Source organism: Curtobacterium sp. PhB128, from assembly GCF_004340725.1.
GTDB lineage: Bacteria > Actinomycetota > Actinomycetes > Actinomycetales > Microbacteriaceae > Curtobacterium.
In genome coordinates, this window is record NZ_SLUR01000008.1 from 113113 (window position 1) to 131336 (window position 18224).

At 71.7% G+C, this 18224-nt stretch carries 20 protein-coding genes; 8 read left to right on the forward strand and 12 right to left on the reverse strand.

All coding sequences use genetic code 11. The features are described from left to right. The first annotated feature begins 79 nt into the window (after positions 1-79). Genes EDF23_RS14450 through EDF23_RS14465 form a run of 4 tightly spaced genes read left to right on the forward strand, consistent with a single transcriptional unit; the run spans position 80 to position 4988 of the window. A complete protein-coding gene (locus tag EDF23_RS14450) occupies positions 80-1141 on the forward strand; it encodes an ABC transporter permease (RefSeq protein ID WP_111086468.1) in 1062 nt (353 codons plus the stop codon). Beyond that, positions 1134-2876 carry a dipeptide/oligopeptide/nickel ABC transporter permease/ATP-binding protein gene (locus EDF23_RS14455; protein ID WP_243648932.1) on the forward strand — a complete coding sequence of 581 codons (1743 nt, stop codon included), beginning with the start codon at positions 1134-1136 and terminating at the stop codon, positions 2874-2876. The genes EDF23_RS14450 and EDF23_RS14455 overlap by 8 nt, the downstream gene beginning before the upstream one ends. Continuing rightward, entirely contained in the window at positions 2873-3691 is an 819-nt protein-coding gene (locus EDF23_RS14460; protein WP_131922036.1) for an ABC transporter ATP-binding protein, read from the forward strand. Before EDF23_RS14455 ends, EDF23_RS14460 begins: the two co-directional genes overlap by 4 nt. 19 nt (positions 3692-3710) lie before the next feature. Continuing rightward, positions 3711-4988, forward strand: a complete 1278-nt coding sequence (locus tag EDF23_RS14465) for an amidohydrolase family protein (RefSeq protein WP_131922037.1) — start codon at positions 3711-3713, stop codon at positions 4986-4988. Between the two features lie 30 nt (positions 4989-5018). Here the strand turns inward: EDF23_RS14465 and EDF23_RS14470 are convergent, their stop codons facing one another. Continuing rightward, positions 5019-5705, reverse strand: coding sequence for an alpha/beta hydrolase (locus EDF23_RS14470; protein WP_111086465.1), 687 nt, complete (start codon positions 5703-5705; stop codon positions 5019-5021). After that, entirely contained in the window at positions 5702-6352 is a 651-nt protein-coding gene (locus EDF23_RS14475) for a cyclase family protein (protein ID WP_131844886.1), read from the reverse strand. Before EDF23_RS14475 ends, EDF23_RS14470 begins: the two co-directional genes overlap by 4 nt. Before the next feature lie 77 nt (positions 6353-6429). Here EDF23_RS14475 and EDF23_RS14480 point away from each other — a divergent pair, with 77 nt between their 5' ends. Next, positions 6430-7239 carry an N-acyl homoserine lactonase family protein gene (locus EDF23_RS14480; RefSeq protein WP_131922038.1) on the forward strand — a complete coding sequence of 270 codons (810 nt, stop codon included), beginning with the start codon at positions 6430-6432 and terminating at the stop codon, positions 7237-7239. Between the two features lie 42 nt (positions 7240-7281). Here EDF23_RS14480 and EDF23_RS14485 read toward each other — a convergent pair whose 3' ends face one another. From EDF23_RS14485 to ppk2, 3 genes are all read right to left on the reverse strand, one after another. Next, entirely contained in the window at positions 7282-7797 is a 516-nt protein-coding gene (locus EDF23_RS14485) for a DUF6611 family protein (protein ID WP_131922039.1), read from the reverse strand. Then, the gene (locus EDF23_RS14490; protein WP_131922040.1) at positions 7794-8330 is read right to left on the reverse strand and encodes a hypothetical protein; all 537 of its coding nucleotides are present in this window, start codon (positions 8328-8330) and stop codon (positions 7794-7796) included. Before EDF23_RS14490 ends, EDF23_RS14485 begins: the two co-directional genes overlap by 4 nt. 86 nt (positions 8331-8416) lie before the next feature. Next, positions 8417-9325, reverse strand: coding sequence for a polyphosphate kinase 2 (gene ppk2 / locus EDF23_RS14495; RefSeq protein WP_240347528.1), 909 nt, complete (start codon positions 9323-9325; stop codon positions 8417-8419). A gap of 159 nt (positions 9326-9484) precedes the next feature. On the opposite strand from ppk2, the gene EDF23_RS14500 reads away from it, so the two are divergent. After that, positions 9485-10486 carry an aldo/keto reductase gene (locus EDF23_RS14500; RefSeq protein WP_131922041.1) on the forward strand — a complete coding sequence of 334 codons (1002 nt, stop codon included), beginning with the start codon at positions 9485-9487 and terminating at the stop codon, positions 10484-10486. A 151-nt stretch (positions 10487-10637) separates the two neighbouring features. On the opposite strand, the gene msrA is transcribed toward EDF23_RS14500, so the two are convergent. From msrA to EDF23_RS14515, 3 genes are all read right to left on the reverse strand, one after another. After that, positions 10638-11159 carry a peptide-methionine (S)-S-oxide reductase MsrA gene (msrA, locus tag EDF23_RS14505; protein WP_131922042.1) on the reverse strand — a complete coding sequence of 174 codons (522 nt, stop codon included), beginning with the start codon at positions 11157-11159 and terminating at the stop codon, positions 10638-10640. Positions 11160-11258: 99 nt separating this feature from the next. Then, positions 11259-12080, reverse strand: a complete 822-nt coding sequence (locus tag EDF23_RS14510) for an aldo/keto reductase (protein ID WP_131922043.1) — start codon at positions 12078-12080, stop codon at positions 11259-11261. Positions 12081-12203: 123 nt separating this feature from the next. After that, positions 12204-12662, reverse strand: a complete 459-nt coding sequence (locus EDF23_RS14515) for a DUF4383 domain-containing protein (RefSeq protein WP_111086495.1) — start codon at positions 12660-12662, stop codon at positions 12204-12206. Positions 12663-12839: 177 nt separating this feature from the next. On the opposite strand from EDF23_RS14515, the gene EDF23_RS14520 reads away from it, so the two are divergent. Continuing rightward, positions 12840-13196: a VOC family protein gene (locus tag EDF23_RS14520; RefSeq protein WP_123294566.1), complete on the forward strand. Its 357-nt coding sequence runs from the start codon at positions 12840-12842 to the stop codon at positions 13194-13196. A gap of 79 nt (positions 13197-13275) precedes the next feature. On the opposite strand, the gene EDF23_RS14525 is transcribed toward EDF23_RS14520, so the two are convergent. Genes EDF23_RS14525 through aztB form a run of 4 tightly spaced genes read right to left on the reverse strand, consistent with a single transcriptional unit; the run spans position 13276 to position 17532 of the window. Beyond that, positions 13276-14457 (reverse strand): hypothetical protein, encoded by a 1182-nt coding sequence (locus EDF23_RS14525; RefSeq protein WP_131922044.1) that lies wholly within the window; start codon positions 14455-14457, stop codon positions 13276-13278. A gap of 26 nt (positions 14458-14483) precedes the next feature. After that, positions 14484-15413, reverse strand: a complete 930-nt coding sequence (locus tag EDF23_RS14530) for a metal ABC transporter substrate-binding protein (protein WP_131922045.1) — start codon at positions 15411-15413, stop codon at positions 14484-14486. Next, a complete protein-coding gene (locus tag EDF23_RS14535) occupies positions 15410-16657 on the reverse strand; it encodes an ABC transporter (protein ID WP_131922046.1) in 1248 nt (415 codons plus the stop codon). The genes EDF23_RS14530 and EDF23_RS14535 overlap by 4 nt, the downstream gene beginning before the upstream one ends. Further along, positions 16654-17532 carry a zinc ABC transporter permease AztB gene (aztB, locus tag EDF23_RS14540; protein WP_131922047.1) on the reverse strand — a complete coding sequence of 293 codons (879 nt, stop codon included), beginning with the start codon at positions 17530-17532 and terminating at the stop codon, positions 16654-16656. The genes EDF23_RS14535 and aztB overlap by 4 nt, the downstream gene beginning before the upstream one ends. Positions 17533-17582: 50 nt before the next feature. Here aztB and aztA point away from each other — a divergent pair, with 50 nt between their 5' ends. After that, a complete protein-coding gene (gene aztA / locus EDF23_RS14545; RefSeq protein ID WP_243648933.1) occupies positions 17583-18215 on the forward strand; it encodes a zinc ABC transporter ATP-binding protein AztA in 633 nt (210 codons plus the stop codon). The last annotated feature ends 9 nt before the right edge of the window (positions 18216-18224 follow it).

Below are 18224 nucleotides of genomic sequence, written 5' to 3' on the forward strand. Positions count from 1 at the left end.
ACCGAACGAGCACCACGCACCACGCACCACGCACCACCGCACCACCCCAGCCCGGACCGGAGCACCAGGAGGACCCGCGATGAGCACCACCACCGTCGACCATCTCCCCGTGCCCGGTCCGGGCACCCCCGGGTCTCCGGGAACCCCGACCGCCGCCGCACCCCGGGCCGCGAGTCTCGGTGGCGCATGGCGCCGCTTCCTGCTCCGCCGTGCCGTCGGACTCGTCATCAACCTGGCGCTGCTCGTCCTCGTGACGTTCCTCATCGTGCAGCTCATCCCCGGCGACCCGGCAACGGCCATCGCCGGCGACACCGCGACGCTCGCCCAGGTCGAGCTCGTCCGGCACCAACTCGGTCTCGACCAGCCGATCCCCGTCCAGCTGTGGCACTACGTCGCCGGCGTCGTGCAGGGCGACTTCGGTGACTCGTACAAGTACCGCGCACCGGCGATGGACATCGTCATGACGGCCGTGCCGTACACGCTGACGATCACGATCGCCGCGGTCCTGCTGCTGCTCGTCCTCGGACTCGCACTCGGCATGACCGTCGGTGTCCTCACCCGCGGCGACCGGCACCGCTGGCTCGACGTCTCGTTCTCGGCGGTCACCGGCCTGATCTCGTCGATCCCCACGTACGTGCTCGCCACCGGGTTCGTCGTCGTCTTCGCGGTCCTGCTGCACGTGCTGCCGCCCGCGTACTCGCCGGCCTACGACTTCGGCGCGGCGGCGGTCCTGCCGATCGCCTCGCTCACCGTGGGCGGCACGTGCTCGGTGGCCCGCATCGTCCGCCGTGAGACCGCCGTCATCCTCGAGCAGGACTACATGCGCACCGCCCGCGGGTGGCGGCTGCCGGCGCTGTCGATCTACGCCAAGCACATGCTGCCGAACCTGCTCACCACCGCACTGACGCTGTCCGGGATCATCCTGACGGCCCTGCTCGGCTCGGCACTCATCACCGAGGCGGTCTTCGCGTGGCCGGGCCTGGGCGGCGTCATCGTGCAGGCGATCGCGGTGGACAAGGACTACCCCGTGATCCGCGCCGCGGTCTTCGTGATCGGGCTCATCTCGCTCGTGATCACCCTGGTCATCGACATCATCCTGGGTCTCATCGACCCGCGCACCCTCGGGGAGAAGCGTGGCTGACACCATCACCGCCGTCCAGGCGGCCTCGACCGACCCGGCATCGCGTCCCCGCACCTTCGCGTGGAACGGCGGGCTGATCGTCGGCTTGGCGATGTTCGGGCTGATCCTGATCGTGGCGGTCGTCGCACCGTTCGTGTTCGGCGCCCAGGCCACGGGCATCGGCGGTACCTCTGGGCTGGGGTCCACCGCCGAGCACCCGCTCGGTACCGACACCCTCGGCCGCGACATGCTCGCGCGCACCCTGGTCGCCACCCGGGCCACGGTCCTGATGGCGCTCGCCGCCACGGCCCTGTCCGCGATCGTGGGCATCGCGCTCGGTATCGGCGTCTGGCTCGCCCCCCGCCGGGTGCGCGAGCTCGGGCTGCGCGGGATCGAGTTCGCGGTCAGCTACCCGACGATGCTCGTCGCGATCATCGTCGCCGCGATCCTCGGGCAGGGCATGGTGCAGGTCGTCGTGGCCATCGCCGTCGCGAACATCGCCGGCTTCGCCCGTCTGACCGCCAACCTGGCGGCGAAGATCTCCACCAGCGAGTACGTCACCACCGCACGCCTGATGGGGGTCCCGGCGCACCGGGTCGCCATGCGGCACGTCCTGCCGAACATGGCCGAGCCGACGCTGATCCTGATCGCCGGTGCCTTCTCCGGCTCGCTCGTCGAGATCTCCGGACTGTCCTTCATCGGCCTCGGCGCGCAGACCCCCGCGTTCGACTGGGGAACCCTGCTCAACGACGGGTTGGACCGGATCGTCGTGAACCCCGTCGTCATCGTCGGCCCCGCGGTCGCGCTGACCTTCGCCTCCCTCGCCGCCCTGCTCGTCGGGGACGGACTGGCCGCTGCCGCGAACCCGCGGTCGAACACCACGCGGTCCCGCACCACCCGCGCGACCGGCCCGTCGACGCTCGCGGTCGAGCACGACGCCGTGCTCGTCGCGGACGGCATCTCGGTGCAGCACGCCGCCAGTGGACGCGCCCTGGTCAAGGACGTTTCGTTCACCATCCGGCGGGGCGAGGTGCTCGGGATCGTCGGCGAGTCCGGTTCGGGCAAGTCGTTGACGGCCTCGCTCGTCGCCAAGCTGCTGGGCGAGGGGCTCGAGGGCTCCGCGCGGCGGCTCGAACTCGGCGGCGTCGACCTGCTCGGTCGTGTGCCGGACCGCGTGCTCGCATCCCGCATCGGCCTGGTCTACCAGGACCCGGGCACCGCGCTGAACCCGGCCATGGTGCTCGGCATCCAGTTGTCCGACGTGCTGCGGATGCGGCTGCGACACAGCCGACGGGACGCGATCCGACTCCTGACGCAGGGCTTCCGCGCCGTGATGCTGACCGATCCCGAGGGTCGACTGCGCCAGTACCCGCACCAGCTCTCCGGCGGCATGAAGCAGCGCGCGATGATCGCGTCGGCGATGAGCACGAAGCCCGACCTGCTCATCGCGGACGAACCGACCACCGCCCTCGACGTCACCGTCCAGCGCGAGGTGCTGACGGTGCTGAAGCGGATGAACGAGGACTCCGGCACCGCCGTGCTGTTCATCTCCCACGACCTCGGGGTCGTCCGAGCACTGTGCGACCGGGTCCTGGTGATGCGGAACGGCGAGATCGTCGAGCGCATCGACGACGTCGCCGGGCTCTCCCCGGACACCGTCGACCACCCGTACACGAAGCAGCTCCTGGCGGCCACTCCGGTCGTGACGCTGCCCACGGAGTCCACGCGCACCGAGCAGGCGGAGGCACACGCATGACCGACACCACGACGACGCGCGAACGCCGCGCAACCGACACCGGCACGGCCCCCATGATCGACGTCCGCGCCCTCGACGTCGCGTTCGGCTCGACGACCGTCCTGCACGGCGTCGACCTCCGCCTCGAGCGAGGTCGCACCGTCGGCGTCGTCGGCGAGTCCGGCTCGGGCAAGTCCACCCTCGCCAAGGTCCTGGTCGGCACCGTGAAGCCCGCCTCGGGCAGCGCCGCGGTGGACGGCGTCGACCTGACCGCGGCCGACCGGTCGACCCTGCGCCGCTACCGTCGCCGGATCCAGATGATCCCGCAGGACCCGTACTCGTCGCTCTCGCCGCGACGGACCGTCGCGCAGACCCTGGCCGAGGCGATCGACCCCGTCCGCCCCCGGGTCGCCACCCACGAGGACCGCATCGGCGGCTGGCTCGAGCGGGTCGGGCTGTCCCGGGACATGATGCACCGCTACCCGCACGAGTTCTCCGGCGGGCAACGGCAGCGCATCGCCATCGCCCGCGGTCTCGTCATCGACCCGCACCTGGTCATCGCCGACGAGATCACCTCGGCGCTCGACGTCTCGGTGCAGGCGCAGATCCTGGAGCTGCTCGCCGACATCAAGGAGTCCCTCGGCCTGACGATGATGTTCATCTCGCACAACCTGGCGGTCGTGCAGCGTGTGAGCGACGAGGTCGTCGTGCTGTACCAGGGTGAGGTCGTCGAGGCCGGTCCGGTCGAGCAGATCTACGCCGATCCGCAGCACTGGTACACGCGTCGTCTCCTCGACGCGGACCCCGGTTCCGCCCGTTTCAGCCTGGCCGGCTGACCGACCCGGAAGGCCCGCTGTGGCGGCACGACTCCCGACGACCCCGCACGCCGACGGCGTGCTCCGACTGGTCGGCGCGACCCTGGTCGACGGCACGGGTGCGCCGCCCCGCGCCGACGCCGAGGTCGAGCTGCGTGACGGCGACGTCACCTACGTCGGTCCACGGCGCGCCCCGGCCGCGGACGTGCCGACGGTCGACCTGACCGGCCGGTGGCTGCTGCCCGGCTTCGTCGACGCGCACGTGCACCTCAGCATGGTGCCGACGACGCCCGAGGAACAGCGGGCACGGTTCCCGGAGGAGCACGTGCTCGAGGTCGCCGAGGTGCTCCGGAGCACCCTGCACGCCGGCGTCACGACCGCGCGGGACCTGGACGGGCTGACCCCCGGCTACCGCGACGCCGTCGCCCGGGGCACCGTCGTCGGTCCGCGCCTGCACCTCGCGATCGCCATGCTCTCGCCGACCGGTGGCCACGCCGACCCGGTCCGGCCGAACGGGTCGCTGCCGGCCTGGGCCGTCCGGCCGGGCATGCCCCCGCCGGGCGTCGTCGACACCGACGAGGACGTCGTCCGGACGGTCCGCTCGCTGCTCCGCACCGGCGCCGACGCGATCAAGGTCTCCACGTCCGGTGGGGTCGGTTCGCCGACCGACGACCCGGACGACGTCGGCATCACCGAGGACCAAGTGCGGCTCGTCGTCCACCTGGTCGGCGAACGCGGCGGCCGCCCGGTCACCGCCCACGCGCTCACCGACGCCGCGGCCCGTGCCGCCGTGCTCGGCGGAGCCGCCAGCATCGAACACGGCTACGACCTGCACGACGACACCATCGCGCTCATGGTCGAACGCGGCACGGTGCTCGTCCCCACCCTCAGCACGCTCCTGCGCGAACTCGACCCGTCCACCGCCTCTGCGGAACGCCTCGCACAGCGCGCGGCACTGCACGCTCGCGGCCTCGACAGCGTGCGACGTGCCGTCGCCGCCGGCGTGCCCGTCGCGCTCGGCACCGACGCGGGTGTGCACCCGCACGGTCGGAACCTCGCCGAGCTCGCCCGCCTCGTGCAGGTCGGGCTCTCGCCGCTCGACGCGATCACGGCCGGCACGCTGCAGGGTGCCCGGCTGCTCGGTCTGGAGGCCCGGCTCGGCTCCGTCGAGCCGGGCAAGGCCGGTGACCTGGTCGTCTCGGGCGTCGACCCGCTCGCCGACGTCGGCGCGCTGGCCGACGCTGCCAGCGTGCGCGCGGTCCTGCAGGCGGGTCGTGTGGTCAAGGACTTGGACGGACTGGTGACCACGGCCTCCTGACCGTGGCACCACCCCCGCAGCCGACGGTGGTCAGCGCAGCGCGGCCACCGCGCGCTCGATGACGGCGACGACCCGGTCCGGAGCGGCGTGCGCGACCGCGTGGCTCGTGTCGACCTCGTCGACCACTGCACCCATCCGGGCGACGAAGTCGCGCTGGATCGCGGGCAGCAGGTGCCGGTCGCTCGTGGCGACCAGGTACCAGCTCGGGCGGGTCCGCCAGGCGGGCTCTGCCGTGGGCTGCTGGAAGGCGGCGTCGGCGGTGACCCGCCCCTCGGCACGTGCGGCGAGCAGCACGTCCTCCGGGACGTCCCAGGCGAGCGCCAGCCGCGACTCCTCGTCGTCCTGTGCGATCCACTCGCCGGCCGGGCCGCGGTGCATGTACTGCGAGACGAGAGCGGGTTCCCGGGTCTCGACGATCCCGGAGACCGACTCGCCCGCGTCCGGAGCGAAGGCCGCGACGTAGACCAGCCCGACGACGCGGTCGTGCGTGCCCGCGTTCGTGATGACGGCGCCGCCGTAGGAGTGGCCGACGAGCAGGACCGGGCCGTCGATGCCGTCGACCAGGGCGCGGACCGAAGCCTCGTCGTCGCGGAGCGAGGTCATCGCGTTGTCGGCGAGCGTGTACGGGATGCGGCGGTCGCGCAGGAGCGGGGCGACGGACGACCAGGTGGACGGCGAACCGCCGGCACCGTGGACCAGGACCACGTGGACGCTCATGCGTGGGTCGCCACGGCGAGGGGGAGCAGGACGGTCGGAGCGGGAGCGGCCTCGCGCCCCGCGAACGGCACCGGCTGGCAGACCATCAGGTAGTCGCCGGGCTCGACCTCGGACAGGTCCGCGTTCTCGAGGATCACGACGCCGGCGCCGCACAGGGCGACGTGTGTCGGCCACGCCTCGGTGTGCGCCGGGGCCTCCATCGTCATGTAGTCGATGCCGGCGAACCGGACCCCGCGGTCGACCAGCCACTGCGCGCCGCTCGGGCCGAGGCCGACCCACGTCTCCGACCGCTCGTTCCGGGTCAGCGCGTCGGTCGAGTTGCGCGTGCGGAACAGCACGCGCTCGGCGCCGGCCGCACCCGCCTCCTCGAGGTCGTCGGCGGTGATCTCCTCGACGACGTGTCGCAGGTCGAGGACGCGGACCGGGCCGACCACGCTCTCGAGCGCGATCTCGTCGACGGTCGTCGCACCGGGCACGAAGTGCGACGGCGCGTCGACGTGCGTGCCCGTGTGTGCACCGATCAGCCAGCGGGAGACGTCCGACGGGTACCCGTCCGCGATCTCCTCGACCATCTCGAAGGTGGGGCGCCGGCCCCAGTGCAGCATCTCGGGGGAGATGGGGATGTTGATGTCGATCGCGTCGGTCATGGCGTCCTCCCGGAACTCCGGCACAATGGATTCGGATTGGCACAAATTGTATCCAATCAAGCCGGAGGTGCAAGGGCATGGCGAAGACGTTCGACGGGGCGGTGTGGACCGGAGCCGCACTCGGGGGCCGGCCACGCGGGCTCGTGCCGCTCGTGCTCGGGTGGGAACCGATCCCCGAGTCGATCTCCCTGCGGGGCGGCGATCCCGCACGCTTCCTGCTCGAACCCGTCACCGCCGCGGCCGTCGTCTTCGACCACGGCTGGGTGCTCCTCGACGGCGGGTTCAACGTCGACCGCGTGCGCGACCCCGAGGAGCGGGCCGCGCACTACGAGTACGAGAGCTACACGGCGGTCGTGCCGCCCGGCGACGCGCTCGCCGAGGGGGTCGCGGCTGCGGGACTGGCGTGGGACGACCTGGCGCTCTGCGCGATCTCGCACGTGCACCTCGACCACACGGGCGGCCTCCGGCTCGTCCCACCGGGCACCCCCGTCGCGCTGCAGCGACGGGAGTGGGACTGGTTGCAGAGCGGCATCGGTCGGCGGGAGACGGTCGTCGTCGACGACGTGCTCGACGCCGACGTCCGGGTGTTCCTGCTCGACGGGGACACGGGACTGGCATCCGGCCTGACCGCACTCGACACCCGCGGTCACACGCCGGGGCACCAGTCGTTCCGCGTCGACCTGCCGGATCGGACCGTGGTGCTCGCGTGCGACGCCGCCGACCTCGAGCGGAACCTCACCGAGCGGACTCCGTGTGGGTGGGTGGGGAGGGCCGGGGACGAGCTCGAGGCGCAGCGTTCGATCGACCGGCTGGCGGACCTGGCCGCCGAGCCCGGCGTCGAGGTCTGGCCCGGGCACGACCCCGAGTGGGCGGCGTGGCGGCGCTGAGCCTGCGGGTCCGAGCCAGCGGGGCACCGTGCTCGGGATGGGTCACCCTGCCCGCGGTGGTTGCTCCGGCAGTGCGGCCCACACATCCGCCCAGACGAGCTCGAAGTCGACGGGCGCGAGCCGATGCGCCCGCACCGCCCGCTCCAGGATCGAGAGCGCGTCGAGCGACCCGGCGAGGAGCCGCTCGTCGCCGTGCACCTCCGGCCGACCGTTGCCCAGGAACGTGGTCACGGTGACCGATCGCACCCGCGGACGGAGCCGCCGGGTCGCCCGGCGGAGGACGACGAACCCCGCGGCGTACAGCGCGAGTCCGACGGGCATGCCCGCCGCCGGCACCGAGACCGCCAGGACCACGACCACGAGCGCGGTGAACGCCCCGACGGCGGGCCAGACGTGCCACGCCCGGAGCAGCAGGCGTTCACTCCTGCTGGTCCCGGGCGGGAACACGACGAGCGTCCGCGAGGCCCACAACGTGCGCCCCACCGGCCGGATCGTGTACCGGCCCCACAGGTGCGGCCCGTCGACCAGGCGGTCGCGGACGGCCGTCGCCGTGGTCACCGCTCCACCGGCAGGAGCTGCGCGCGGACGGGGACGACGTCGCGGTGCCGGACGGTCGTCAGGCAGGGGAAGCAGACCAGGTCGCCATCGCGGACGTCGGCCGGCAGCGGAGCCGGGAGGCGTTGGAACGGACCGTCGGCCTGACCGTCACATCGGGACACGACGTACATCGTGGCGAGGGGAGCGGTGCTCCGGCGTCCGATCAGGCGCACCTGGTCGAGCACGGCGCAGGTTGGCAGGACCGCGTCCAGTTCCAGGAGCACCACCCCGGTGCGCGGCCGTCGGACCCGGGTGACCGACGCGACCGCGACGCTGACGTCACGAGGGGTCCAGCCGCGGGGGCGGTAGCGCGGCGGCGACTGCTCCGCGGTGTGCACGCTCGGGGTGCCGGTCAGGTCGGCGAGCCGGACCATCGAGATCGCGGCGACCACCAGGTCGTCGGTGGTCGCCACGGTGTGGGCCGGCCACAGGACCGGGTCCATCGGATCCGGCAGGGACGCACGGAGCGTCGGCATGATCGCTGTCAGTGTCACACCGGACACGTTCCCGCGCGGACGGGCAAGGGGGAAGGCGCCCTGACGGAACCCCTACGCCCGAGTGCCGACTCCTGACGGTCCGCTCACTCGATGTCGACGTCCCGCTTGCCGCGCCGCACAATGAGCGGGTCCGGCTTGCCGATCACGTCGACCGCCTTGTCCGGGTAGTCGAACTGCGTCAGGAAGTACCGCATCGCGTTGAGTCTGGCGCGCTTCTTGTCGTTCGACCGCACGATGGTCCACGGCGCGTACCGCTTGTCGGTGCGCGTGAACATCGCCATCTTCGCCTCGGTGTAGTCCTCCCAGCGGTCGAGGGACAGCAGGTCGATGTCGGACAGCTTCCACCGGCGCACGGGGTCGAGCTGCCGCATCGCGAACCGGGTGCGCTGCTCGCGGCGGGTGACCGAGAACCAGAACTTCGTCAGGTGGATGCCGGAGTCGACGAGCATCCGCTCGAACTGCGGCACCTGGGTCATGAACGACTCGTACTGGTCGTCGTCGCAGAACCCCATCACCCGCTCGACGCCGGCGCGGTTGTACCAGGAGCGGTCGAACAGGACCATCTCGCCGGCCGACGGCAGGTGCTGCACGTAGCGCTGGAAGTACCACTCACCGCGTTCCCGTTCGCTCGGCTTGCTGAGCGCCACCACGCGCGAGGTGCGGGGGTTCAGGTGCTCCGTGAACCGCTTGATGGTGCCGCCCTTCCCCGCGGCGTCACGCCCCTCGAACAGCACGACGACCTTCTGGCCGGTGTCCTCGAGCCAGTACTGGCACTTCAGGAGCTCGATCTGCAGCTGGTACTTCGCGTACTCGTACTCCTCGCGCGGCAGCCGCTCGTCGTACGGGTAGTCGTCGCGCCACGTCAGGACGGGGTTGCCGTGCGGGTCGATGAGGTCCGGGTCGGCGGTGTGCCCGTCGGCGACGCTGTAGCCCTCGGTCCGGAGCTGCTCGATGTACTCCCGGAGTGGTTGCGAGTACGGCGCTGTGTCCACGGTGTCTCCTCTGCCCGCCGATCGGTCGGCTGGTCCCATCCTGTCCTGTGTGACCCGACAACTGCCCAACCGGACGTGTCCCTCAGGTGACCAAGCGGCTGCGTGACCCGAAGCGGTAGCGTTCTCGATGGCCTGTCCCCGACCCCGGATCGAGCAACGATGCCTGACGTCCACCTGCCTGCCGCCGACCGCTACGAGCAGCTCCCGTACCAGCGCGTGGGAAGGAGTGGCCTCATGCTGCCGCGCATCTCCCTCGGCCTGTGGAACAACTTCGGCGCCGACCGTGCACTCGCCACGCAGCGCGACATCGTGCTGCACGCCTTCGACCGCGGGATCACCCACTTCGACCTGGCGAACAACTACGGTCCGCCTCCCGGGTCGGCCGAGGAGCAGTTCGGCCGCATCCTCGAGTCGGACCTGCGTCCGTACCGTGACGAGATCGTGGTGTCGACGAAGGCCGGCTACGACATGTGGCCAGGCCCGTACGGTGACCGGGGATCGCGCAAGTACATGCTCGCGTCGCTCGACCAGTCGCTCGGGCGCCTCGGGCTCGACTACGTCGACGTGTTCTACTCGCACCGTCCGGACCCCGAGACCCCGATCGAGGAGACGGTCAGCGCGCTCGTGACCGCGGTCCGTTCGGGCAAGGCGCTCTACGCGGGCATCTCGAACTACGACCCGGCGCAGACCGCTGCGGCAGCCGAGGCGCTCGCCGCCGAGAACATGCACCTGCTCATCCACCAGCCGCGCTACAACATGTTCGACCGGGTCCCCGAGGACGGGCTCTTCGACGAGCTCACGCGACTCGGCACCGGTGCGATCGTGTTCTCGCCGCTGGCCGGTGGGCTGCTGACGGACCGGTACCTGGACGGATCGGTTCCGGTGGGGTCACGTGCAGCCGAGGGCCGCTGGTTCGGCGCGGACCGCATCGACGACGAGTACCTGACCACGGCGCGGGCGCTCAACGACATCGCTGCGGCCCGCGGGCAGACGCTCGCGCAGCTCGCGATCACGTGGGTGCTCCGGCAGCCGGCCGTCACGTCGGCGCTGGTCGGGGCATCGAGCGTCCGTCAGCTGGACGGCACGCTCGACTCGCTCGCGGGTACCCCGCTCACCGACGAGGAGCTCGCGGCGATCGACGCACTGGTGCCACGCGGCTGACGTGCGCCGGATGCAGTGGGCGTGACCCAAGAGCAGACGGGAGGCGCGGTGCCAGCTGGCACCGTCCCTCCCGTCACGGCCGTCGCCCCGCTGGCGCGGTGCGCCGGTACCGGCGGGTGGGGCCCACCTCCCGTCGCTTGGTGGGTTGCCCCTAGACCGCCGCGGTCGCCTCGTCGCGGTGCGGGAGCTTCCAACCCGGACGCACGAAGTGGCACGTGTACCCGGCGGGGTACTTCTCGAGGTAGTCCTGGTGCTCCTCTTCGGCCTGCCAGAAGTCACCAGCGGGCTCGACCTCGGTGACGACCTTGCCGGGCCAGATGCCCGACGCGTCGACATCCGCGATGGTGTTGCGCGCGACCTGCTCCTGCTCCGGCGAGGTGAAGAAGATCGCCGAACGGTAGGCGCGGCCGACGTCGTTGCCCTGGCGGTCCTTCGTCGACGGGTCGTGGATCTGGAAGAAGAACTCGAGCAGGTCGCGGTACGAGATCACCGACGGGTCGAAGACGATCTCGACCGCCTCGGCGTGATCACCGTGGTTGCGGTACGTCGCGTTCGGTGTGTCGCCACCCGAGTAGCCGACGCGGGTGCTGATGATGCCGGGACGGCGGCGGAGGAGCTGCTGCGCTCCCCAGAAGCAGCCGCCGGCGAGGATGGCGGTTTCGGTGGTGGTCATGGTGGCCTCCTGAGGTCGTCGTGCCGCTGGCTGCGGCACCGTGTGGTGCAACCGGCAACGGGGCTGCGGTGTTCCCGCGTCGCCCGATGTCCGATCGCGTCAGTTCGTGGTGTCCTCGAGTGCGTCGAGCGCGGCCACGTCGTCGGCGGAGAGCACGAAGTCGACGTCGGCGTTCGCGGCGATGCGCGACGGGGTCGTGGACTTCGGCAGCGGCAGGACGTCCTTCTCGAGCAGGTAGCGGATCGCGACCTGGGCGACGGACTTGTCGTACTTCGCCGCGATCTCGGCGATCTGCGTGTTCTCGAGCAGGCCACCGGTGGCGAGCGGCGAGTAGCCCTCGGTGAGGATGTCGTGCTCGCGGTCGAACGCGGTGGTCTCGTCCTGGGTGTTGCCGATGAACCAGCGGATCTGGTTGGCGTGCGGGACGACGTCGGTGCGGCCGAGCAGGTCCTCGAGGTCGGCGACGGCGAAGTTCGAGACACCGATCGAGCGGGTCCGGCCGGCGTCGTAGACCTCTTCCAGCACCTTCCACACCTCGACGTTGCCGTCGCGGTGGTCGGAGCCGATGGCGTCCCAGGGCCACGGTGCGTGCACGAGGTACAGGTCGATGACGCCGACGTCGAGGTTGCGGCTCGAGGTCTCGAAGGCCTCGCGGGCACCGTCGGCGGTCTTGATCTCGGCGGGCAGCTTCGTCGTGACGAAGACCTCGTCGCGGGGGACGGCGCTGTCACGGATGGCCTGGCCGACGCTCGCCTCGTTGCCGTACGCCAGGGCGGTGTCGATGTGGCGGTAGCCGGCTTCCAGGGCGGTCTTCGTGGCGTCGTAGGCGTCGTCGCCGGACGGGATCTGCCAGGTGCCGAAGCCGATCTTCGGGATGTGCAGGCCGTTGGACAGGGTGAACGTGTCGGTGAGAGCAGGCATGCGTCGGACAGTACGCCGCCCGGTTCCGGGGGCGGTCACGGGACGCAACGCGGAGACGGACGGGAGGCCCGTGGCGGTGTCGCCACGGGCCTCCCGTCGGTCGTCTGGTCGCGTCCGGAGCGATCAGCGCGTGCGCGCGCCGATGCGCGGCAGCACGAAGCCGAGGACGATCATCGCGACGGCCAGGAACGCGTGCAGGACGTTGTCCGCGCTGTTCAGGGGGACGAAGTTCGCGGGGTCCGCCATGCCGGCCGTGAACAGGCCGTAGACGAACAGCACCGCGTAGACGATGCCGCCGACGATCAGGTAGAGGCGAGCGCCGGATGCCGAACGGGCTGCGATGAGTCCGACGATGCCGAAGAGCAGGTGCACGATGTTGTGCAGGACCGACACCTGGAACAGGCCCAGGAGCAGGGCCATGGAGCCGTGACCGGCCATCGACATCGAGCCCATGTCCATCGTGAGTCCGGGGATGAAGCCGGCGATGCCGACGATCAGGAAGACGACACCGAAGAGGAGCGCACCCTTCTGGGTCCACGTCGAGCCGGTGCGGTTGCGAGCGGTTGCTGCGTTGCTGGTCATGGTGAGACCTCTCTTGTCGAGCGCGCCACGGATGTCGCGCACAGGGCATTCGAGGCCGATGCGCAGTCGGATTGCAGGTGCCATCCGATTTCCGAACGCGCGAGGGACCGCTGAGTCGGTGCGCATCGCGTGCTGCCTACGCTCCGCCGTACGGCAACACCGACGGAAGGCAGCACCATGGCAAGCGGAGTCGCAGCGGTATGGGTCCCGGTCACCGACATGCAGCGGGCGGTCGCGTTCTACCGCGACACCCTCGGACTGACGGTCACGGACGAGTCCGACGACTGGAGCGAGATCGACGCGAACGGTCTGATGATCGGGCTGAACGGCCGTGAGTCGGCGAGTCCGTCGAGCGGCGGGGGAGCGGTCATCACGTTCCAGCCGGACGGGTCGATCGAGGACGAGTTGGCCAGCATCCGCGAGCGTGGTGCGGACGTGCAGGGCGAGATCAGTGAGCACCCATGGGGCAAGATCGTGCCGTTCAAGGACAGCGAGGGCAACGACCTGCAGTTCTACGCGCCGCCGCAGGGCTGACGCGACCCCAGGACGGACGGGAGGCCCGTGGCGGTGTCGCCACGGGCCTCCCGTCCGTCATACGGTCCCGTCGAGAGCGCTACGCGACCGCGATCTCGTTGGGCACGCCCGGCAGTGCGTCGCTGGAGGCGACGACCTTCCCGGTGGTCAGGTCGACGGCGTGGACCTTCCGCTCGGCGGGGTCGGTGACGTAGGCGATGTCGCCGGTGACCTTCACGGCGGGGTGGGCGTCCTGCCACTCGGCCGGGCCCTCCCACGCGTCGATCACGGGGAACGAGTCGAGCTGCTCCCCGTTGGTCTCGTCGAAGGTGTGCAGGGCGCCGTCGTCGCCGAGGACCACCGCTTCGTCGCCGGGGCCGCGTGCGAGGTCGCGGAACGTGAAGCCGACGCCGTCGGGCATGTCCGCGACGGTGTACTTCCCCGAGGCCGCGTCGATCAGGGCGATCTGGTCGAGCAGGTAGCCCTCGCTGTCCGGGTCGTCGTTGTAGTCACCGACCGCGACCGACGAGTGTGGCGTGGTGAACAGGTTGCCGGTGCGGCCGTACTCGGTCGGGGCGTCGAGCTTCTCGAACGCGCCGTCAGCGTAGACGAGGGCGCCGTCGGTGCAGCCGAAGACCGCGACCTCGTCCTGGACCGCACCTTCGCCGTGCACGTCCGGGCACGATTCGGAGCGGGTGAGTTCCTCGCCGTCGGCGTCCAGGGCTCGGACGCCACTCCGGCCCTCCTCGGTGCCGATGGTGGTCAGGAGCGTGCCGTCCTCGAGCTCGATCGCGACGCCGTGGTGCGCCGCCTCGGACTCGGTGGTCCGGGCGTCGGGCAGGGCGTCGCCGTCGAGGTCGGTGTTGTCGAAGGTCGTCACGTCGCCGGTTCCGTCGGCGAACAGGGCGGTGCGGTCGCCGTGCACGACGGCGTGCCCACCGGTGTCGGCCGGGAAGACCGCGTCGGTGAGGGCCGGGTCCGCTGCGGTGTCGAGCACCCGGAAGCCCTCGGGCACCGTGACGAGCACGTGGCGGCCGTCGCCGGCGGGGTTCACGCGGGTGAAGCCGTCGACGGCGTCGTCGGCCACGACCTGCAGGTCCTGGTCGAGCACGAGCAGGCCGCCGTCGTAGGTCAGCGTGATGCGGGTGCTGTCCGCCTTCGGGGCCGAGGTGCTGCTCTCGGCGTCGGCGGCGTTCGTGGTGCACCCGGTCAGGGCCAGGGCAACGGCGCCGAGCAGCGCGACTGGCAGTGTCGCGGCGCGGAGGGTCTTGGTTCTGGTCATGGACAACACTGTACTGATTCTCATTCTCATCTAGAAATCGGAGCCGTCAGGCCGTCGACGATCGACTCGGTGTTCGAGCGCATCATCCCGAGGTAGGTCGACGTGGCGCCGTCCTCGGTCAGGGACTCGGTTGCCAGCGAGCGGATCGAGACCTGCACGTCGACCTCGTCCGCCAGGACCTCGGCCAGGCGTGCGGGTTGCGAGGCGTCGGCGAAGATCGTCGGGACGCCCGCCTGCTCGATCGCGTCCGCCAGGTCACGCAGGTCGGCGGCGCTCGGGGAAGCCAGCGTCGTGCCGCTCGGGATCACCGCACCCACCACGCGGAACCCGTAGCGGTCGGCGAGGTAGCCGAACACGTGGTGGTTCGTCACCAGGGCCTTGCGATCGGCGGGGATGGTGTCGAACGCGGCGGTCATGTCGTCGTCGAGGGCATCGAGCCGGTCGGTGTAGGCCGCGGTGCCGGGAGCGTCGATGCCGACGGCGTCCAGCTCGTCGTCGAGGGCCTCGACCACGTCGACCATGCGCGCGGGGTCCGTCCAGAAGTGCGGGTCCGGGCCGCTCTCGTCGTCGGCGGTCCACTCCAGGGCGTCGATCGCGTCGCCGGCGGTGAAGACGGGTACGCCGTCGTCGGCCGCGGCGCGGACGTGCTGGGCCACGCCTTCCTCGAGCCCGAGGCCGTTCTCGACCACCAGGTCGGCGCTCCGGAGTCGCGCCGCCTGCTGCGCGGACACCTCGAACGAGTGCGGGTCGCCGCCAGGGGGCATGAGCACCATGACGTCCACGCCGTCGCCGACGACCTCGGTCACGACGTCGCCCAGGATGTTCGTCGTCACGGCGACGAGTGGACGGTCCGACCCGGCGGCGGTGCAGCCGGCTGTCGTGACGGCAACGGCTGTGACGACGAGGGCCACTGCCACCGCCCGCGCGGTGCGCCCGACCGGCGTGGTTCCGCTCACAGTCCCACCTCGGCGAACGCGACGGGCGCGAACGGGAGCTCGATGGTCCGGGCCACGCGGGCGCCGTCCGCGAAGTCGATCTCGTGCACGACGGCGGCCGTGGGGTCGGCCACGTAGGCGCGCTGCGCGTCGACCTGCAGCAGCGGCGCGGTGTCGGTGTCGGTGTCGCTGTCGCTGTCGACCAGGGGATCAGTCGTCGCGACCTTCCCGGTCGAGGCGGTCACCACGACCACCCGACCGGTGTCGTCGACCCCGACCACGTGCTCGTCCTGGTCGTCGACGGCGACCACCGCACGCAGCGGTCGTTCGGTCGCGACGTGCTGCCACGCGCGTTCCCGCACGTCGAGCAACCAGAAGCCGGTGTCGCCCGCGAGTCCGGCGACCGTGGGGCGGCCGGCCCGTGCGGCGAAGGCGGTCGGACGCTCGGCGTCGTCCGGCAGTGCGACGAACGAGGTCGCGCCGGCATCGTCGACGACGACCGCTCCGTCGGCGCAGCCCACCACGGCGCCTGCGCGGGTGACGATCCCACCAGCGGGGTCGGTGCAGGCCTGTCCGGCGCTGGTCGACCCGGTCGGCTCGGTCGACCCGGTCTGCTCTCCGTCGGTGTCGAGGACGCGGACGGTGTCGCCCTCGGCAGCCACCAGGTGCTCGCCGAGCGGCAGCAGCACGGTCGCGTCGAGTCGTGCGGTCTCGTCGAGCTCGCCCTGCCCGAGTGCTGCGCGGTCGAGCACCACCGCCTCGCCGCGCTCCGGCCAGGCGATCGTGGTCATCGTCTCCGACGAGTGCACCTGGACCGGACCGCCGCCCTCGAGCGTCCCGACGACGCGCGGCTCGGCGGCGTAGTAGTGCGTGTGGTCGCCGTGGTCGACGGTCCAGGAGCCCCCGTCGATGACCGTGGTGCGGTTGCCGCCGCTCGTCACCAGGAACCGACCGTCGGTCGCGGAGTGCTCGGCGGCGCCGACGCGGTCCAGGTCGGTCGTCTCGCCGGTGAGCAGGTCGTGCAGCGCCGTCTCGCCGGTCGCGGAGACGGCCAGGAGGCCCAGCTGCGGTTCCTGGGACTCGGTCGCGCCCGCCACCCAGCCGTGTGGGGCCGTGGTCGCGCTGGCGTCGTCGGCCGGCGGTGTCGACGCGGTGGAGCACGCCGTGACGGTGAGCGCGAGGCCGGTCGTCAGGCCCAGGGCGCCCAGGAGTCGCGTGCGTCGTGCGCGTGTGTGTGGGCGGTCGGTGGTCGGGTCGTGGTTCATGGTGCCTCTCGTGCTGGTGCTCGGACGGGGTGTTCGACGGGCCTGGTGGTCGCGCGCGCGGTGCTGCGTGCGATGGCTGCCAGCCCGTGGGACAGGGCGACCCCGGCGACGGCGACGGCCGCGATGCTGGCGCCGGCGGCGGTGCCGGCGTGCCACGAGACGAGCAGGCCGACCAGGACGGCGACGACACCGAGCACCGCGCCGAGGAGCATCGTCGAGGCCACGTGCTTCGTCCAGGCGCGGGCCGCGGCGGCGGGCGCGAGCAGCAGCCCGACGACCAGCAGGGTGCCGACGGCACGGTACGAGGCGACGACGGCGAGTGTGACCAGTCCGATGAGGACCACCTCGGCGAGGCGGGGGTGCAGGCCGAGCGTCGCGGCCTTGCGGACGTCGAAGGCCAGTGCCGTGAACGGTCGGTGGAACACGGCGGCGACGAGCAGGGCGACGGCGACGGCGATCGCCAGGCCGACGAGGTCGGCGCGGGTGACGGCCAGCACGTCGCCGAACAGGATCGCGGTGACGTCGGTGGCGAAGGACCGCGATGCCGACACGATGATGACCCCGAGCGCGAGCATGCCCACGAAGAGCAGCCCGATCGAGGTGTCGTAGGACAGGCCACCGCGCCGTCGCAGCGCCCCGACGCCGAACACCATCACCCCGGCGCTCACGGCGGCGCCGAGCACTGCGGGGACTCCGGTGAGCGCTGCGATCGCGACGCCGGGCAGCATGCCGTGCGACAGGGCCTCGCCCAGGAACGCCATCCCGCGCACGAGCACCCACGTCCCGACGACGGCGCACAGGACCGCGGCCAGGGCGCCGCCGGTCAGGGCGCGCACCATGAAGTCGACGGTGAAGGGGTCGGTCAGCCAGGTCACGATCCGAGACGCTACATGAAAACGACTATCGATACTGATAGCGTGTTCAGGTGCCAGCAGCCGACACGCGACCAGTCGTCCGCCTCGAGCAGGTGACCGCCCTGCGCGGGGAGCGGACCGTCCTCGACGGCCTCGACGCGGCCTTCCCGGCCGGCCGGGTCACCGCGCTGACCGGACCCAACGGATCCGGCAAGTCGACGCTGCTCGACGTGGTGGCTGGCGTGCTGCGGCCGACCGCCGGGCGCATCACGGGCCTCCCGTCCGACGGCGTCGCCCACGTGAGCCAGTCCGTCCCGCCGACCACGCTCCCGCTCACGGTCCGCGCGGCCGTCGCGATGGGGCGGTGGCGTCACCGGGCCTGGTGGCGTCCGCTCGGACGCGACGACCGCGTCGTCGTCGACGCGCAGCTCGAGCGGATGGCGATCGCGGACCTGGCCGACCGGCCCCTCGACGCGTTGTCCGGCGGGCAGCGGCAGCGCACACTCGTGGCACTCGGACTGGCGCAGCGGGCTCGGGTGCTGCTCGTCGACGAACCGACGGCCGGCGTCGACGCAGCATCCGCGGCGCTCGTGGTGGCGGCGCTCGCCGCCGAGGCTGCCGACGGCGTGGTGGTCGTGCACGCCGCACACGATCCGGTGGCGATCGCCGCAGCCGACGCCGTGGTCACCCTCCCCGCGCTCTGACGGCGCGGA

What these genes read in the sequence shown, in the direction of transcription:
- EDF23_RS14450 (WP_111086468.1), top strand. Translation starts at nt 80, where the DNA reads ATGAGCACCACCACCGTCGACCATCTCCCCGTGCCCGGTCCGGGCACC.
- EDF23_RS14460 (WP_131922036.1), top strand. Translation starts at nt 2,873, where the DNA reads ATGACCGACACCACGACGACGCGCGAACGCCGCGCAACCGACACCGGC.
- EDF23_RS14470 (WP_111086465.1), bottom strand. Translation starts at nt 5,705, where the DNA reads ATGAGCGTCCACGTGGTCCTGGTCCACGGTGCCGGCGGTTCGCCGTCC.
- EDF23_RS14475 (WP_131844886.1), bottom strand. Translation starts at nt 6,352, where the DNA reads ATGACCGACGCGATCGACATCAACATCCCCATCTCCCCCGAGATGCTG.
- EDF23_RS14480 (WP_131922038.1), top strand. Translation starts at nt 6,430, where the DNA reads ATGGCGAAGACGTTCGACGGGGCGGTGTGGACCGGAGCCGCACTCGGG.
- EDF23_RS14500 (WP_131922041.1), top strand. Translation starts at nt 9,485, where the DNA reads ATGCCTGACGTCCACCTGCCTGCCGCCGACCGCTACGAGCAGCTCCCG.
- msrA (WP_131922042.1), bottom strand. Translation starts at nt 11,159, where the DNA reads ATGACCACCACCGAAACCGCCATCCTCGCCGGCGGCTGCTTCTGGGGA.
- EDF23_RS14510 (WP_131922043.1), bottom strand. Translation starts at nt 12,080, where the DNA reads ATGCCTGCTCTCACCGACACGTTCACCCTGTCCAACGGCCTGCACATC.
- EDF23_RS14515 (WP_111086495.1), bottom strand. Translation starts at nt 12,662, where the DNA reads ATGACCAGCAACGCAGCAACCGCTCGCAACCGCACCGGCTCGACGTGG.
- EDF23_RS14520 (WP_123294566.1), top strand. Translation starts at nt 12,840, where the DNA reads ATGGCAAGCGGAGTCGCAGCGGTATGGGTCCCGGTCACCGACATGCAG.
- EDF23_RS14525 (WP_131922044.1), bottom strand. Translation starts at nt 14,457, where the DNA reads ATGACCAGAACCAAGACCCTCCGCGCCGCGACACTGCCAGTCGCGCTG.
- EDF23_RS14535 (WP_131922046.1), bottom strand. Translation starts at nt 16,657, where the DNA reads ATGAACCACGACCCGACCACCGACCGCCCACACACACGCGCACGACGC.